The organism is Paenibacillus sp. strain BS8-2, assembly GCF_054483835.1.
Genome location: NZ_CM137010.1, coordinates 6,079,331 through 6,094,107, shown reverse-complemented (window position 1 = coordinate 6,094,107; position 14,777 = coordinate 6,079,331). Strand labels below are relative to the sequence as shown.

The following is a 14,777-nucleotide window of genomic DNA, read 5'->3' as shown; positions in this document are numbered from 1 at the left end:
TTCCTTGTAAAATAAGGTTTGATCAACCGAAAGGGGCGTTCAAGCCATGTTGAAAATAGGTTCTCACGTTTCATTCTCGGACAAGGGTCTGATAACAGCGACAGAAGAAGCACTTTCGTACGGTTCCAGCTCGTTTATGATTTATACGGGCGCGCCGCAGAACACGCGTCGCAAACCGCTCGATACGTTATATATCGAAGAAGGCAAAGCAATGATGGAGAAAGCCGGCATCGGCGAAATCGTCGTGCATGCTCCATACATTATTAATCTTGGCTCATATAAGGACGATACGTTCGAGCTTGCCGTCAACTTCCTGCAAGAAGAAATCCGCCGTACAGATTACATCGGCGTGCGCAATATTGTGTTGCATCCCGGCGCATATACGGACAAAGACGCAGAATTCGGGATCAACCGTATTGCGGAAGGTCTTAATGAAGTACTCGCTGGAACGAGCGAAACAAAAGTCAATATCGCGCTCGAGACAATGGCGGGCAAAGGTACAGAGATCGGCCGGAGCTTCGAAGAAATCGCGGCGATTATCGATAAAGTGAAGGACAACGGTCGTTTGACTGTTTGTATGGACACATGCCACATGCATGATGCTGGTTATGATCTTGTTCACGATCTCGATGGCGTGCTCGAAACGTTCGACCGTATCGTCGGTCTTGACCGTGTTGCAGTTGTTCACGTCAATGATAGCAAGAATCCGCGAGGCGCCTCTAAGGACCGCCATGCTCCGATAGGCGCAGGCTGGCTCGGTCACGAAGCGATTGCTCGCATCGTCCGCCATGAAGGATTGAAGGGACGCCCGTTCATCTTGGAGACGCCTTGGATCGGTAAAGTCGATAAGAAGGAACGTCCGATGTACGAAGCCGAGATTGCGCTTTTGCGCGGTGATGTAAAGGAGCGGTTCGGTATCGGCTTCCTCGAGGACGTAGAGAAGCTGCATCATTATTTCGCGAAACATGAAATCGATCCTAGATCGTTTGTGATCGATACATGGAATCTGCTCAAAAACGATGCAAAAGCGAAAAAGGCTGATCCTCGCGAGCCGATGGAACGTCTGTATGACATGCTGGAAGTGGACGGGCCGTTGTCATCCGAGCTTACGGAGGAGCAAGTGAATCAGCGCCTAACTGCATGGTTCGCCGGGAAAGAACTTCTGGTGAATGTATAACATAGAGAAAACAAAATTGAAATAGAAAAGGAAGATTTCTCAGATGTCATCTCAATCTGCAAAAGCAACAAAAGGAACTGAGGGACGCGCTCGGATGCTGATTTCCTGCCCAGACCGACCGGGAATCGTCGCGGCTGTATCCCACTTTCTCTATGAACATGGCGCGAACATCGTTTCTTCGGACCAATACACGATGGATCCCGAAGGCGGCATGTTTTTTATCCGGTTCGAATTTGACCTTGCCGATATGGACCGTGAGCTTCCGGTTCTGGTAGAGGACTTTAATCGCGTCGCTGACCGCTTCCAGATGAAGTGGCATACGTTCCGCGCCAGCCGCAAAAAAAGATTGGCGATCTTTGTGTCCAAGGAAGATCATTGCTTGATGGAGCTTCTCTGGCAATGGCGTGCAGGCGAGCTCGATGCCGAAATCGCGATGGTTGTAAGTAATCATCCCGATATGCGCGAGTTGGTAGAGTCGTTCGGCATTACGTATCACCATATTCCGGTTACAGCGGATACAAAGGCGGAAGCGGAGCGCAAGCAAATGGAGGTCGTCGCAGATAAAGCTGATATTATCGTGCTGGCCCGTTATATGCAGATTATTTCGCCGAAGTTTATCGAGCAGTTCCCGAATCGCATTATCAATATCCACCACTCCTTCCTTCCTGCCTTTGTCGGCGGCAAACCGTATGCGCAAGCCTACACACGCGGCGTTAAGATCATCGGTGCCACCGGTCATTACGTAACGGAAGAGCTGGATGGCGGTCCGATTATTGAGCAAGACGTACAGCGCGTCACTCACCGTGACAACGTGGAGGATTTGAAGCGGATCGGCAGAACGATCGAACGAGTTGTACTCGCTCGCGCCGTGAAGTGGCACATCGAAGACCGCGTCATTGTACATGGCAACAAGACGGTTGTATTCAATTAATACCAGGTGGTACAATATTCAAAGCTTTCTACGAATTTGAAGAAACACATAGAAAATCTAATGTATTGATTATGGCACTAACGAATAGAGAACAACCAAATTAGGAGGAATCGTACAATGTCTGTCACGCAAAAATCCATCGATCAGCTATCGATCGACACAATCCGTACGCTGGCGATCGACGCAATCGAAAAAGCCAAATCCGGTCATCCGGGCATGCCGATGGGCGCCGCTCCAATGGGCTACCAACTATTCGCCAAGGATATGAACCACAATCCTTCCAATCCAGAGTGGGTCAACCGTGACCGCTTTGTATTATCCGCTGGACATGGCTCCATGCTGCTTTATAGCTTGCTGCACCTGTCCGGTTATGCATTGTCTATCGAAGAATTGCAGAACTTCCGTCAATGGGGTTCGCTCACACCCGGCCATCCTGAATTCGGTCACACTGCTGGCGTAGACGCTACAACAGGCCCGCTCGGTCAAGGTATCGCGATGGCAGTCGGCATGGCAATGGCAGAGGCGCATCTGGGGGCTGTTTATAACAAAGAAAACTTCGATGTCATCGATCACTTTACGTACTCCATCTGCGGCGACGGCGACCTCATGGAAGGTATTTCGCATGAAGCGGCTTCCCTTGCGGGGCATCTGCAGCTTGGCAAACTTGTGGTCATGTACGATTCTAACGATATTTCCTTGGACGGCGAGCTGAACTTGTCCTATTCGGAGACCGTTCAGAAGCGGTTCGAAGGATATGGCTGGCAAGTACTGCGCGTTGCTGACGGCAACGACCTCGCAGAATTGTCCAAAGCGATCGAAGCGGCCAAAGGGGATCTTACAAAGCCGACGCTCATCGAAGTGAAAACAGTTATCGGCTTCGGCAGCCCGAATAAGGGCGGCAAAGGCGGACATGCCGGTCCTCACGGCTCACCGCTTGGTGCCGACGAGACTAAGCTGACGAAGCAAGTATACGGCTGGGACGAAAATCATCAATTCCATGTGCCGGATGAAGTTCGCGCTCACTTCGGGGATGTGAAAGCAAAAGGCGAGCAAAGCAATGCAGCTTGGAACACACTCTTTGCTTCGTACAAAGAAACGTATCCTGAGCTTGCAGCGCAATTCGAGCTGGCTACAGCAGGCGACTTGCCTGAAGGTTGGGATGCTGAGCTTCCTGCCTACACGACGGAGGACAAGCCGTTGTCGACACGCGTAGCATCTGGCAATGCATTGAATGGACTTGCGAAACATATACCGAACCTGGCAGGCGGATCCGCCGACCTTGAGAGCTCGACAATGACACATTTGAAGGGTCTTACGCAGTTCAAGCCTGGCAGCTACGACGGCCGCAACATCTACTTTGGCGTGCGCGAGTTCGGAATGGCAGCAGCAATGAACGGTATTGCTCTCCATAGCGGTATCAAAGTGTTCGGCGGCACGTTCTTCGTGTTCACGGACTACCTGCGCCCAGCAGTACGATTGGCAGCGCTCATGAATCTGCCTGTCGTGTATGTACTTACACATGACTCCATCGCGGTTGGCGAAGATGGTCCAACACACGAGCCGATCGAACAGCTGGCTTCTATTCGTATTATCCCGGGCCTCACGGTAATCCGTCCTGCGGATGGCAATGAGACTTCGGCAGCATGGGCATATGCAGCCGAGAACAAAGGAAATCCGATAGCACTGGTGTTGACGCGCCAGAACTTGCCGATTCTCGAAGGTACGGTATCAGGCGCTCGCGAGAACATTGCCAAAGGTGCTTATGTGGTTTCCGATGCAGCCGGCGAGCCGAAAGCGCAATTGCTCGCTACTGGCTCCGAGGTGCAGCTTGCTGTTGCTGCACAGAAAGCATTGGCTGAAGAAGGTATTCCAGTACGTGTTGTCAGCATGCCGAGCTGGGATCTGTTCGAACGTCAACCAAAGGAATACAGAGATTCTGTCATTCTGCCAGGCGTTAAAGCACGTCTTGCGATTGAGATGGCTCATCCGTTCGGCTGGGAACGTTACACGGGCGATCAAGGCGATATTCTTGCCATTGACCGCTTTGGCGCATCGGCTCCAGGCGATCGCGTGATCAAGGAGTACGGCTTCACGGTGGAGAACGTAGTTAGCAAAGTAAAAGCTCTGCTGTAGATTTCAATAATAACCGATGATCGACCGGGAGAAACTCAGCGAGCCTTTTCCTGGTCGAAGGATCGTAATCATCATCCATTATAATGCCCTGAGCCCAAAGGAGATTGAATTCACTATGTCCCAATTCGAAAACGTAACAGTTATCAAAAAAGCAAATGTATACTTCGAAGGTAAAGTAACAAGCCGCGCCGTAGTATTCGCTGACGGCACAAAGAAGACGCTTGGTATCATGCTGCCAGGCGACTATGAATTCGGTACAGATTGTCTCGAAATTATGGAAATTCTCGGCGGAGATCTGAAGGTGCTTCTGCCAGGCGAGACAGAATGGATTCATATCCAAGGCGAAGGCGAATTCAAAGTGCCGGCTAACACGAAGTTCAAGCTGCAAGTGGCGGAAGTCACAGACTATTGCTGCTCTTACATCTACGAATAAAATATCGTTTTCTTCGAGGAGCTGTATCGCTGTAGCGATGCGGCTCTTTCTTATTGGAGGAGCAATGGAATTCCATTCTTCTAAGCGCGTGCGGAGTATTGTAACAAATACGTCAACACTCCGACATTGTAATCTCTGCTTTATTTCGGCTACAGTAGAGACAAACAATCAACCTATATCAATGTTGCACAGGGAGGCCATTCATGAAACAAAGAAACTATACGCCGTTGGTGGCGGTTCTAACGATCGTTATCGTCGCGTTGATCGCCATTCTGTTCTTCTTGCCGGCATACGATGGCGAGATTGGCTTCGACGTGTTAATACTGCCGCTGTTAAACGCGATTTTCAACTGCTTTACGTTTCTGGCGCTAATCATAGCGTTAGTTGCGATCAAGAGAAAAAACATCAAGATGCATCGGGCTTTTATCGGTCTGGCATTCTTATCGACGACGCTGTTCCTCGTCTCTTATGTGTCCTATCACTATCTGACGGAGTCGACAAAATATGGCGGAGAGGGTATTCTGCGAGGCATTTATTTCTTCGTGTTGCTCACCCATATCGTGTTAGCTGTTGTTGTCGTCCCGCTGGCGCTAATGTCGGCTATTCGCGGTATTACGAATCAAATTGAAAAACATCGCAAAATCGCAAAATGGACCATGCCGGTATGGCTCTATGTCAGCTTTACAGGCGTTGTCGTATACTTGATGATTTCCCCTTACTATTAAGGTCAGAACGACTTGACGGAGCGGTTCAATCGAACCGCCTTGCAGGTCAGAATGCTTGTATTCCCAAAGTAAATCCGATATTCTAATGAAATAGTGTAATGAGGAGGAGAAAGCTAAGATGAGCAAAACAGTACAATTTGATTACAGTAAGGCGCTGGGCTTCCTCGGCCAGCATGAGATTGACAACTTGACGGAGCAAGTCAAAGCGGCGCATAGCCAATTACATAACGGTACGGGGGCTGGCTCTGACTATCTGGGCTGGATCGATCTGCCGACGAACTATGACAAAGAAGAATTCGCTCGAATCAAACAAGCCGCGTCCCGGATCCAATCCGACTCTGAAGTGCTGATCGTGATCGGCATTGGCGGTTCATATCTCGGCGCGCGCGCTGCAATCGAAATGTTATCGAATTCATTCTATAACATTCAGACAAAGGAACAGCGCAAGACGCCTCAAGTGTTGTTCGCTGGCAATAACATCAGCTCGACTTATGTCACGCATCTGACTCAGTTGCTCGATGGCCGGGACTGGTCGATCAATGTTATCTCCAAATCAGGCACAACAACGGAGCCGGCGATTGCGTTCCGTCACTTCCGTGCGGAGCTGGAGAAGAAATACGGCAAGGAAGAAGCTCGCAAACGGATCTATGCGACGACAGACCAGGCGAAGGGCGCACTCAAGCAGCTTTCGAACGAAGAAGGGTACGAATCATTTATCATTCCGGACGATGTGGGAGGACGTTACTCCGTACTGACAGCGGTTGGTCTTCTGCCGATTGCGGTAGCAGGCATTGATATCGACGCGATGATGCAAGGCGCGGCTGACGCATCCAAGGAATACGGCAATCCTAACCTTGCAGAGAACGAAGCGTATCAATACGCAGCAGCGCGTAATGCCCTGTATCGCAAAGGCAAGGCAACGGAAATCCTCGTAAACTACGAGCCTAACCTGCACTTCGTATCCGAGTGGTGGAAGCAACTGTTCGGCGAGAGCGAAGGCAAGGACTACAAAGGCATCTACCCGGCTTCCGTTGACTTCTCGACGGATCTGCATTCTATGGGGCAATTTATCCAAGAAGGCAACCGGAATATTTTTGAGACGGTCATCCAAGTCAAGGAAGTCGCAGAGCATATCTCGATCGGTCATGACGATGACAATCTGGATGGGCTGAATTTCCTAACAGGCAAAACGATGGACTTCGTGAACAAAAAAGCGTTCGAAGGCACGTTGCTTGCTCATACGGACGGCCAGGTGCCGAACTTGATTGTCAACATCGCGGACATGACGCCGTACACGTTCGGATATCTCGTTTATTTCTTCGAGAAGGCATGCGGGATCAGCGGTTATTTGCTGGGTGTCAATCCATTCGACCAACCAGGCGTTGAGGCTTATAAGCGCAACATGTTTGCTTTGCTGGGCAAACCAGGTTTTGAGAAGGAAAAAGCAGAGTTGGAAGCTCGTCTGTAGTTCCCGGAAAAGGGGTCGAAGCCGATGAGTTTTACTTTAACCAAATACAATACAGTAAGACAAGAAGCGAATAACGAAATTGTGATTAAGAAATCACGGTTTATCGGTTATGCGAAACCTGTGCAGTCCGAGGAGGAGGCAGTCGCTTATATCGACGAGATTAAGCGACTGCACCGGCAAGCGACACATAACTGTTCGGCTTATGTCGTTGGAGAACGCGATCAGCATCAGAAGGCGTCCGACGACGGAGAGCCGAGCGGTACGGCAGGCAAGCCGATCCTCGAGGTGATCAAAAACAAAGGCCTCAAAAATGTGGTCGTTGTTGTCACTCGTTATTACGGCGGCATTATGCTTGGGGCTGGCGGGCTCGTGCGTGCGTATACGGATGGTGCAGTTGCAGGTATCGAAGCCGCGGAAGAAATTGAGCTTGTGCTGCACCGGGAAGTATTTGTCGACGTGGATTATACGTGGTATGGCAAGATCGAGAATGAACTGCACGGCCGCGGTACTCGTGTTGGCGACACTCAATTTACCGATCGTGTGACGGTATGCTGTTTGCCGGAGGAGCCGGAGTGTGATGCTTTCATCGCATGGATGACCGATCTGACGCAAGGGCAAGCCGAGATTGCGCAAGGCGAGAGCCGATATTATATACAAGGTGAATGAAAGGAGATCGGCGCATCTACGCCGGTCTCCTTTTTCTATGTCAAGCAAACCAACCCTCCTGCATCATATTAGCACATATATTATTCGATGAAAGTTAAAAAAGGTGGGCGGTTTCGCTGTATAAGCATATGTTATGGAGTGTGTGTGTTTTTCGTAATAAACCATTGACTTCCATTAGTAGAGGATGCTACATTTATAATACCTAGTAAATTAATAGGAATTATGCGGTTATTGATTGTTTTAGAACACCAACGGCTCGAGCCGACGGTTTGGAGGGCATTGGAAAGTGAACGCATTATTCCGGGGAAAAGCTTGGAGCTTCGGCTTTAGAAGCGCCATCATGATTTATTTTATATGTTTGATCGTTCTGCCGATTATAGGGATTTACACGCAATCACTTTCGCTCGGCTGGACGCCATTCTGGGAGAGTGTATCGGATCCGCTGGCGTGGAAGGCTGTATTGCTTACGCTCAAGCTGGCACTGATTTCGACACTGCTCAATATATTCCTCGGAACGATGATTGGTTGGGTCTTGATTCGTTATCGTTTTCCGGGTAGGAGCCTGCTGAACAGTCTGGTCGATCTGCCCTTCGCTTTGCCTACTGCGGTAGGCGGCTTGCTTATCTTGCTGCTGCTGGGTCCCAACAGTCTCGTAGGCGATCTTGCACAGAGAATGGGCTTTGAAATCGTATTTCATGAACCGGCGATTGTCATTGCGATGTTGTTCGTAACGTTTCCGTTCGTAATCCGTGCGATTCAGCCGCTCCTCGAAGAGCTGGACCGTTCCGAAGAAGAAGCAGCGTATACGCTCGGGGCGTCCAAAGCTAAAGCCTTTATGAGTGTTATCTTCCCGACGATGCTGCCCGGCATTCTGAGCGGCGCGATGCTTGCCTTCTCCCGTGGGCTTGCGGAATTCGGAGCCGTCGTACTTGTCGCCGGCAATATCCCTGGCAAGACTTTAGTTGCATCCGTTTATATTTTTGGCGAAATCGAAAGCAATAATCCGCAAGGAGCGGCGGCTGTTTCGGTCATGCTGCTTACGCTGTCCTTCCTGATCCTGTGGCTTGTTAATCAGTTGCAGGCTAGGAGGTCGAAGCCATGAGACAATTGTGGATTACCTTAACGTACGTCGTATTTGCGCTCTTACTGATCGTTCCTCTGATCCAGATCTTTACCGGAGCATGGGAAGAGGGGGTTCATGGCTTCTGGGAAGCCCTCTCAAGGCCGCAATCGATACATGCCCTAATGATGACAGGAATTATAGTAATCGTCGTTACAGCGATCAATATGGTGTTTGGCGTCATGCTGGCTTTGTATCTAGTGAGAGCATCGTGGATCGGGTCAAGACTTAAGCGACTGCTTAACAGTATTGTGGATCTTCCCTTTGCTGTTTCGCCGGTTATTGGCGGTTTGATGATCGTCCTCATCCTGGGACCAAGCACAGTCATCGGCACATTGTTCTCTGATATGGGGATCGATATCGTTTATGCCCTCCCAGGGATGATATTGGCGACATTGTTCGTTACATTTCCAATTATGGTTCGTGAGGTCATGCCAGTGCTGCAAGAAATCGGAGGCCTGCAAGAAGAAGCGGCTTCCACACTTGGTGCCTATTCTTGGTACACCTTCTGGAAAGTGACGTGGCCATCGATTCGCTGGGGTGTCATCTATGGCGTCGTTCTGACGGTGGCGCGTGCGATGGGTGAATTTGGGGCGGTACTGGTTGTCTCCGGTAATATTATGAATAAAACGCAAACAGCAACGACGCTTGTTTATCAAGACGTCGAGAACTTTAACGTAGTAGCCGCTAACGGCATCGCTTTGGTGCTGGCCGCGATATCTGTCGGTTTACTCCTATTGATGGAATGGTCGAAGAAAAGGAAGGAAGTGCATGAATGATGCATATTGAAGTTCGCGGCTTAAATAAAAGCTTCGGCGATTTCCACGCCGTCAAGGATGTCAGCTTTGACATCGAGAAAGGAAAGCTGATCGGCCTGCTTGGTCCTAGCGGCGGCGGCAAAACGTCGATTCTGCGCATGCTTGCTGGTCTAGAATCGCCGACTAACGGCGATATTGTATTCCACGGCAAACGAGTCAATGATCTGCCACCGCAAGAACGCGGGATCGGGTTCGTCTTCCAAAACTATGCCCTTTTTAAACATATGACTGTGTACGACAATGTCGCGTTCGGACTCAAAGTAAAGAAGTTGTCCAAGGAAAAGATTCGGGAGCGCGTCATGTATTTGATCGAGCTCACCGGACTCAAAGGCTTCGAGCATCGTTATCCGCATCAATTATCCGGCGGACAACGGCAGCGGGTCGCTTTTGCCAGGGCGCTCGCTCCTGAACCGCAGCTCTTGCTGCTCGATGAGCCGTTCGCGGCCATTGATGCCAAGATTCGGACGGAATTGCGTACGTGGCTGAAGGAAATGATCGAGCGAGTCGGCATTACTTCGATCTTTGTAACGCATGATCAAGAAGAGGCGATTGAAGTTGCTGACGAAATTATGATCATCAGCAAAGGGCGACTGGAGCAGAAGGGCAGTCCGTGGGACATCTACAAAAATCCGGAGACGCCGTTCGTAGCGAGCTTTATAGGCGAATCCACGATCATCGATGATATCTCTGTGCTCAAAGGGTTCCAATCGGCAGCAGATATGCCAGGCACGAAGGCGCTAATCCGTCCGGAATATATCGAGCATGGCAAGCCGGGCGAGATCAAGCTTGCATCGGCGGCAACGACAGCGACAGTACGCCATCTTCATTTCCGTGGCAGCGAGTGGATGGTGGAGCTTGTCATTGGAGATACAAAGCTGATTACGTATCGTTCGTTAGAGCGAGACGTACTCCATGTTGGAGAGCAAGTACAAGTACTTGTACATCGCGCGTATTTGTTCAACGAAAACGACAGCTGGATTATGGAGAACCCGCTTAAGGTCGATCCGATGCCGATCCATATTTAAACGTATAGCCAACATAAATAACGACTTTCTTGAGAAAGAGTTGTTGCATGGATGAAACACCACTATTCAATAATTAAAAGGGTTATCGCTTCTCTACTCGTGACGTCAGCTCTGTTGATGGCTGCCGGGTGCGGCGAGGAAGAAGTGGGGAAAGCAGATCAGCAAGGCGATGTTACGCTCGTTATTGGCGCTTATTCGGTTGTAAGAGATGCTTTCGCCGATCTTCTTCCTGCTTTTCAAGCGTATTGGCAAGAGGAGACGGGGCAACGCGTTGTCTTTCAAGAGTCGTACGAGGCATCTGGCACGCAAGCGAGGGCGATTGCTGGAGGCTTCGAAGCCGACGTTGCGGTGCTGGCGATGGAAGGCGACCTTGATAAAATCGAAGAAGCAGGATTTATTGATCATGATTGGCGGGCTGTGAGCGACGCTGGCATGATTACAGAATCAATTGTCGTGCTTGGAACAAGAGAAGGAAACCCACTCGCTATTAAAGATTGGGATGATCTAACCAAAGAAGGCGTTAAGGTGCTGTACCCTAATCCGAAAACTTCCGGCGGTGCACAATGGGACATCAACGCAATCTACGGAGCTGGTCTTAAGCGATCAGAAGAGCTTGAAGGCGAGAAGTCCGAGTCATATGCCAAGTCGTTTCTACAGTCGATACACGCGAATGTAGAGTCACTCGACAAGAGTGGCCGTGCATCTATGGCGGCTTTCGAATATGGGGTCGGCGACGTCATTGTGACATACGAGAATGAGCTGAAAGCGCGGATCAAACAAGGTGTGCCGTATGAGATCGTCGTGCCGGAGCATACGATTCTTATTCAGAATCCGGCCGCGGTCGTTGATCGTAACGTCGACAAACACGGCTCCAGAAAAGTAGCAGAAGCGTTTATCGCATATCTGCATTCGGAAGACGGGCAGCGCGTGTTCGCAGAACATGGCTTCCGTCCTGTCCATCAAGCCGTCAAAGAAGAGACGAAAGGGCAATTCATCGAACCGACCGGGTTATTCGATATTTCCTATCTGGGCGGCTGGGATGAGGTTCGTAGCAAACTTTATTCGAAGAAAGGCATTTGGTACCAAGTCCTTGCCGGGATCTGAACAAGATACCGTAACACATATATGCAATTATTTAGGCCGTTCTCATCAAGAGACGGCTTTTTAATTTTAGATAGAAATCCGGATATCCGGCACCACGATGGTAGCGCAAACATTTTATTTGAGTCGGTGAAGAAATTGCTATAAAATAGGAGGATGTCACGTACGGAGCGTTGAATACATATGTTAGCGGATGACATCGTTCGCAGATAGAGATTGCATTATCGAAGAAAATGGTCTACGATTAGATTAGAATTATTCTAAACAATTGAAAATTTTGGTTGAACATTGTCATTCCAACAAGGAAAGCCCAATAGAGATCATTCGGCAGAAGGGAGCAAGACAGAATGAACGTTTCGGCTGAGATCGACAAAATTAAACGAGCGTTAATGGAGAACGGATCCAAGCTGACGACGCAAAGGGAGATCATTGTGCGTGTTCTGCTTGAGAATGAGCAGGATCACTTAAGCGCAGAGGATGTCTATATGCTCGTTAAGGAGAAATTCCCGGAGATTGGTTTAGCGACGGTATATCGTACACTGGAGTTGCTCGCGGACCTTCAGGTTGTTGCGAAGATGAACTTTGGAGATGGCGTTGCAAGATACGACTTGCGCGGCGAAGGACAGGAGCATATGCACCATCACTTGATCTGTCAGCGATGCGGCACGCTCAAAGAAATTAAAGAAGATTGGTTGACCGATCTAGAAGAACGTTTGGAGCGGGAGTACGGCTTCAAGGTGCTGGATCACAGGCTTGATTTCATCGGGAATTACAAGGAATGTTCGAATAACGATTGCAAGAAGGGCAATAAGGCAGTATCTTGATTCCTGGATCATCAATAATGGAGCAGAGGACCTGACCGGGCGATGCCGGGGACAGGTCTTTTTTTAATTTCCAAATAACCACAAACGAGAGATCTCGTATGTGGTTTTTGCTGTTTAGGGTTGCACAAAACAAATGAGAACTATTATCATATATGTACATGCGATAAAGGACGGGGGATCATTACTATGAAACGAATACTCTTGATCGAGGATGAAGCGCATTATGCTAATTTTCTGGAACTCGAGCTGCAGCATGAAGGTTTTAGCGTGGAGGTAGCGCGTGACGGGATGGCGGGGGCAAAATATGCGCTTGCCGAATCATGGGATCTCATTCTGCTGGATCTAATGCTTCCTGGTATGGACGGGGCCGAAGTCTGCAAAGAAATTCGCAAATACAAAAAGACACCCATTATGATGATTACGGCAAGAGACAGTGTATCGGATCGTGTCTCTGGACTGGATGGCGGAGCTGATGATTATTTGCCTAAGCCGTTCGCAATTGAGGAGCTGCTCGCAAGAATTCGTGTTGTCTTCCGCAGACAAGCAGAAACGATGGAGGCTGGTTCAGCTCTGACATGCGGAGACGTGCTGCTTGAACGCAATTCGCGTACTGTAACAAAGGGTGGAGACAGAATCGAGCTCACCAAACGGGAGTTCGAGCTTCTGGAGGCGTTGTTAAAGAATACGAATCGAGTGATGTCGCGGGAGAAGCTTCTGGATACGGTCTGGGGATATGAGGCGGTAGTAGACAGAAATGTTGTTGATGTGTACGTGCGATATTTACGTAATAAAATAGATAAACCCGGCATGCCAAGTCTCATTGAGTCGATTAGAGGCATCGGTTATGTGATGCGCAAATGATGCCTCAGCGAAAATGGGATGCTTCGAGGCTGCTGCCGATGTTATTGAGCCGTCTGCCTTTTCCATGGCGAATGACGTTCCTGGCAGCCGCGCTGCTTAGCTTACTTATGTCACTCAGCAATATAACGCAATATGTGTTCGTCGAACGGTGGATGATCGGACAGGAAGAAGTAAGGATCAGACAAGATATGCGGGAACTGCTGAACCTGCTTCTAGCCAAGGAGATTGATATCTCTGTCGTCAATGAGACGCAGCTTCGATTGTATCTGGAGCGAGCGAACGTACGGGGAGGTATGATTACTCTACGATCCTCTCAAGGCGAAGCGGCAATCGTTGTTGCGGACAATGTGCCGGACAGGTGGGAAGAGACCTTGCCGCGGTCCAACATGGAATTAGGTTCGGTGCATTATGAATCCGGGATGCTGGCTCTGCGAAGTCCAATTACGATCTTCAATTTTCAAGGCTCGATTGAGATGGTGCGAAGCATGGAAGAGGTGGAGCGGTTAATTGCCCACTTCTATAAGATAATGTTGATCTGCTGTTGTGCTGCCGTCATCATTAGCGTAGCTGGCGGAAGATTACTTGCAATCGGATTGATTCGCCCCTTGCGTGCGATGAATGCGACAATGAGCAGAGTCAGACAGAATGGACTGCAGGAACGTATGCCTGTAGCTCTTGCCAAGGATGAGATCACGGCGCTGCAATCCACATTTAATGGCATGATGGACGAGGTGGAGAAGTCTTTCGATAAGCAAAAACGTTTTGTAGAGGATGCCTCGCATGAACTGCGCACGCCAATTGCCATCGTCGAAGGGCATCTTCGGATGCTGAGCCGATGGGGGAAAGCAGACGTTGAAGTATTAGATAATGCCTTACGGATATCTACAGAGGAGATCCAGCGGCTGAAGCGTCTTGTTGACCATCTACTTGTTCTCTCCAGGGCTGAGCAGTCGGACGTCAGTCATCCACTCGGCATCCAGTGCGAGCAACCATCAGACGTAATAGAGGAGGCTGTTGAGAAATGCAGGAGGCTGCATCCGGATTTCGAATGGGATGTGGATGTATCTGGAATAAAAGGCGCAATAATAGCTTTTGATGAACATGAGCTTGCTCAATTGATCCATATTCTGCTTGATAATGCGGTCAAATACTCCGGAGGAGGCAGGAAGATATCCGTTGCCGCTTATTCTAGAGGGACTTCGGCCGTTATTACGGTCGAAGATCAAGGGATCGGCATTACGCAAGAGGATCTGCCGCGAGTCTGGGACCGCTTTTATCGTGCAGACAAAGCGAGAAGCGGCGGCAAGGGGGGCTATGGTCTGGGTTTGCCCATCGCCAGGTCACTTGTTCGCAATCATGGCGGCGATATTCGCTTGGAAAGCACTGTAGGCGAAGGGACAAAAGTAGTTGTGGAGCTTCTTTTCATATAAATTTATTTTTCACAGCGTTTTCTCATTATTGTTCGCTACAATAAGGTGGTAATGATATTCATTAT

General features: G+C 49.4%; 14 protein-coding genes. All 14 read left to right on the top strand.

Translation table 11 applies throughout. The features are described from left to right. Positions 1–46: 46 nt before the first annotated feature. Positions 47–1,177 (top strand): deoxyribonuclease IV, encoded by a 1,131-nt coding sequence (locus ACX1C1_RS26360; protein ID WP_458955075.1) that lies wholly within the window; start codon positions 47–49, stop codon positions 1,175–1,177. A 43-nt stretch (positions 1,178–1,220) separates the two neighbouring features. Continuing rightward, positions 1,221–2,108 carry a formyltetrahydrofolate deformylase gene (gene purU, locus ACX1C1_RS26355; RefSeq protein WP_458955074.1) on the top strand — a complete coding sequence of 296 codons (888 nt, stop codon included), beginning with the start codon at positions 1,221–1,223 and terminating at the stop codon, positions 2,106–2,108. Positions 2,109–2,225: 117 nt separating this feature from the next. Next, positions 2,226–4,241, top strand: coding sequence for a transketolase (gene tkt, locus ACX1C1_RS26350; protein WP_458955073.1), 2,016 nt, complete (start codon positions 2,226–2,228; stop codon positions 4,239–4,241). 115 nt (positions 4,242–4,356) lie between these two features. After that, positions 4,357–4,674 (top strand): pyrimidine/purine nucleoside phosphorylase, encoded by a 318-nt coding sequence (gene ppnP / locus ACX1C1_RS26345; protein WP_458955072.1) that lies wholly within the window; start codon positions 4,357–4,359, stop codon positions 4,672–4,674. Between the two features lie 203 nt (positions 4,675–4,877). Continuing rightward, a complete protein-coding gene (locus ACX1C1_RS26340; RefSeq protein ID WP_458955071.1) occupies positions 4,878–5,399 on the top strand; it encodes a DUF420 domain-containing protein in 522 nt (173 codons plus the stop codon). 118 nt (positions 5,400–5,517) lie between these two features. Further along, positions 5,518–6,867 carry a glucose-6-phosphate isomerase gene (locus tag ACX1C1_RS26335; protein WP_458955070.1) on the top strand — a complete coding sequence of 450 codons (1,350 nt, stop codon included), beginning with the start codon at positions 5,518–5,520 and terminating at the stop codon, positions 6,865–6,867. Positions 6,868–6,891: 24 nt separating this feature from the next. Next, a complete protein-coding gene (locus ACX1C1_RS26330) occupies positions 6,892–7,533 on the top strand; it encodes a YigZ family protein (RefSeq protein WP_458955069.1) in 642 nt (213 codons plus the stop codon). 286 nt (positions 7,534–7,819) lie between these two features. Beyond that, positions 7,820–8,635 carry a sulfate ABC transporter permease subunit CysT gene (gene cysT, locus ACX1C1_RS26325; RefSeq protein ID WP_458955068.1) on the top strand — a complete coding sequence of 272 codons (816 nt, stop codon included), beginning with the start codon at positions 7,820–7,822 and terminating at the stop codon, positions 8,633–8,635. Beyond that, complete coding sequence (locus ACX1C1_RS26320; RefSeq protein WP_458955067.1) at positions 8,632–9,432, top strand: sulfate ABC transporter permease subunit; 801 nt, start codon at positions 8,632–8,634, stop codon at positions 9,430–9,432. Before cysT ends, ACX1C1_RS26320 begins: the two co-directional genes overlap by 4 nt. Continuing rightward, positions 9,432–10,496: a sulfate/molybdate ABC transporter ATP-binding protein gene (locus ACX1C1_RS26315; protein WP_458957808.1), complete on the top strand. Its 1,065-nt coding sequence runs from the start codon at positions 9,432–9,434 to the stop codon at positions 10,494–10,496. The genes ACX1C1_RS26320 and ACX1C1_RS26315 overlap by 1 nt, the downstream gene beginning before the upstream one ends. A gap of 117 nt (positions 10,497–10,613) precedes the next feature. Next, positions 10,614–11,600, top strand: a complete 987-nt coding sequence (locus tag ACX1C1_RS26310; protein ID WP_458957807.1) for a sulfate ABC transporter substrate-binding protein — start codon at positions 10,614–10,616, stop codon at positions 11,598–11,600. 344 nt (positions 11,601–11,944) lie between these two features. Then, entirely contained in the window at positions 11,945–12,421 is a 477-nt protein-coding gene (gene fur, locus ACX1C1_RS26305; protein WP_458955066.1) for a ferric iron uptake transcriptional regulator, read from the top strand. Positions 12,422–12,607: 186 nt separating this feature from the next. Then, the gene (locus ACX1C1_RS26300; RefSeq protein ID WP_458955065.1) at positions 12,608–13,282 is read left to right on the top strand and encodes a response regulator transcription factor; all 675 of its coding nucleotides are present in this window, start codon (positions 12,608–12,610) and stop codon (positions 13,280–13,282) included. Continuing rightward, entirely contained in the window at positions 13,279–14,712 is a 1,434-nt protein-coding gene (locus tag ACX1C1_RS26295) for a HAMP domain-containing sensor histidine kinase (RefSeq protein ID WP_458955064.1), read from the top strand. Before ACX1C1_RS26300 ends, ACX1C1_RS26295 begins: the two co-directional genes overlap by 4 nt. The last annotated feature ends 65 nt before the right edge of the window (positions 14,713–14,777 follow it).

Excerpts from the sequence above, each read along its gene's own strand:
- ACX1C1_RS26340 (WP_458955071.1), top strand. The coding sequence starts at position 4,878 with ATGAAACAAAGAAACTATACGCCGTTGGTGGCGGTTCTAACGATCGTT.
- ACX1C1_RS26320 (WP_458955067.1), top strand. The coding sequence starts at position 8,632 with ATGAGACAATTGTGGATTACCTTAACGTACGTCGTATTTGCGCTCTTA.
- ACX1C1_RS26335 (WP_458955070.1), top strand. The coding sequence starts at position 5,518 with ATGAGCAAAACAGTACAATTTGATTACAGTAAGGCGCTGGGCTTCCTC.
- ACX1C1_RS26360 (WP_458955075.1), top strand. The coding sequence starts at position 47 with ATGTTGAAAATAGGTTCTCACGTTTCATTCTCGGACAAGGGTCTGATA.
- ACX1C1_RS26315 (WP_458957808.1), top strand. The coding sequence starts at position 9,432 with ATGCATATTGAAGTTCGCGGCTTAAATAAAAGCTTCGGCGATTTCCAC.
- ACX1C1_RS26295 (WP_458955064.1), top strand. The coding sequence starts at position 13,279 with ATGATGCCTCAGCGAAAATGGGATGCTTCGAGGCTGCTGCCGATGTTA.
- ppnP (WP_458955072.1), top strand. The coding sequence starts at position 4,357 with ATGTCCCAATTCGAAAACGTAACAGTTATCAAAAAAGCAAATGTATAC.
- ACX1C1_RS26330 (WP_458955069.1), top strand. The coding sequence starts at position 6,892 with ATGAGTTTTACTTTAACCAAATACAATACAGTAAGACAAGAAGCGAAT.
- purU (WP_458955074.1), top strand. The coding sequence starts at position 1,221 with ATGTCATCTCAATCTGCAAAAGCAACAAAAGGAACTGAGGGACGCGCT.
- ACX1C1_RS26310 (WP_458957807.1), top strand. The coding sequence starts at position 10,614 with ATGGCTGCCGGGTGCGGCGAGGAAGAAGTGGGGAAAGCAGATCAGCAA.
- fur (WP_458955066.1), top strand. The coding sequence starts at position 11,945 with ATGAACGTTTCGGCTGAGATCGACAAAATTAAACGAGCGTTAATGGAG.
- ACX1C1_RS26300 (WP_458955065.1), top strand. The coding sequence starts at position 12,608 with ATGAAACGAATACTCTTGATCGAGGATGAAGCGCATTATGCTAATTTT.
- tkt (WP_458955073.1), top strand. The coding sequence starts at position 2,226 with ATGTCTGTCACGCAAAAATCCATCGATCAGCTATCGATCGACACAATC.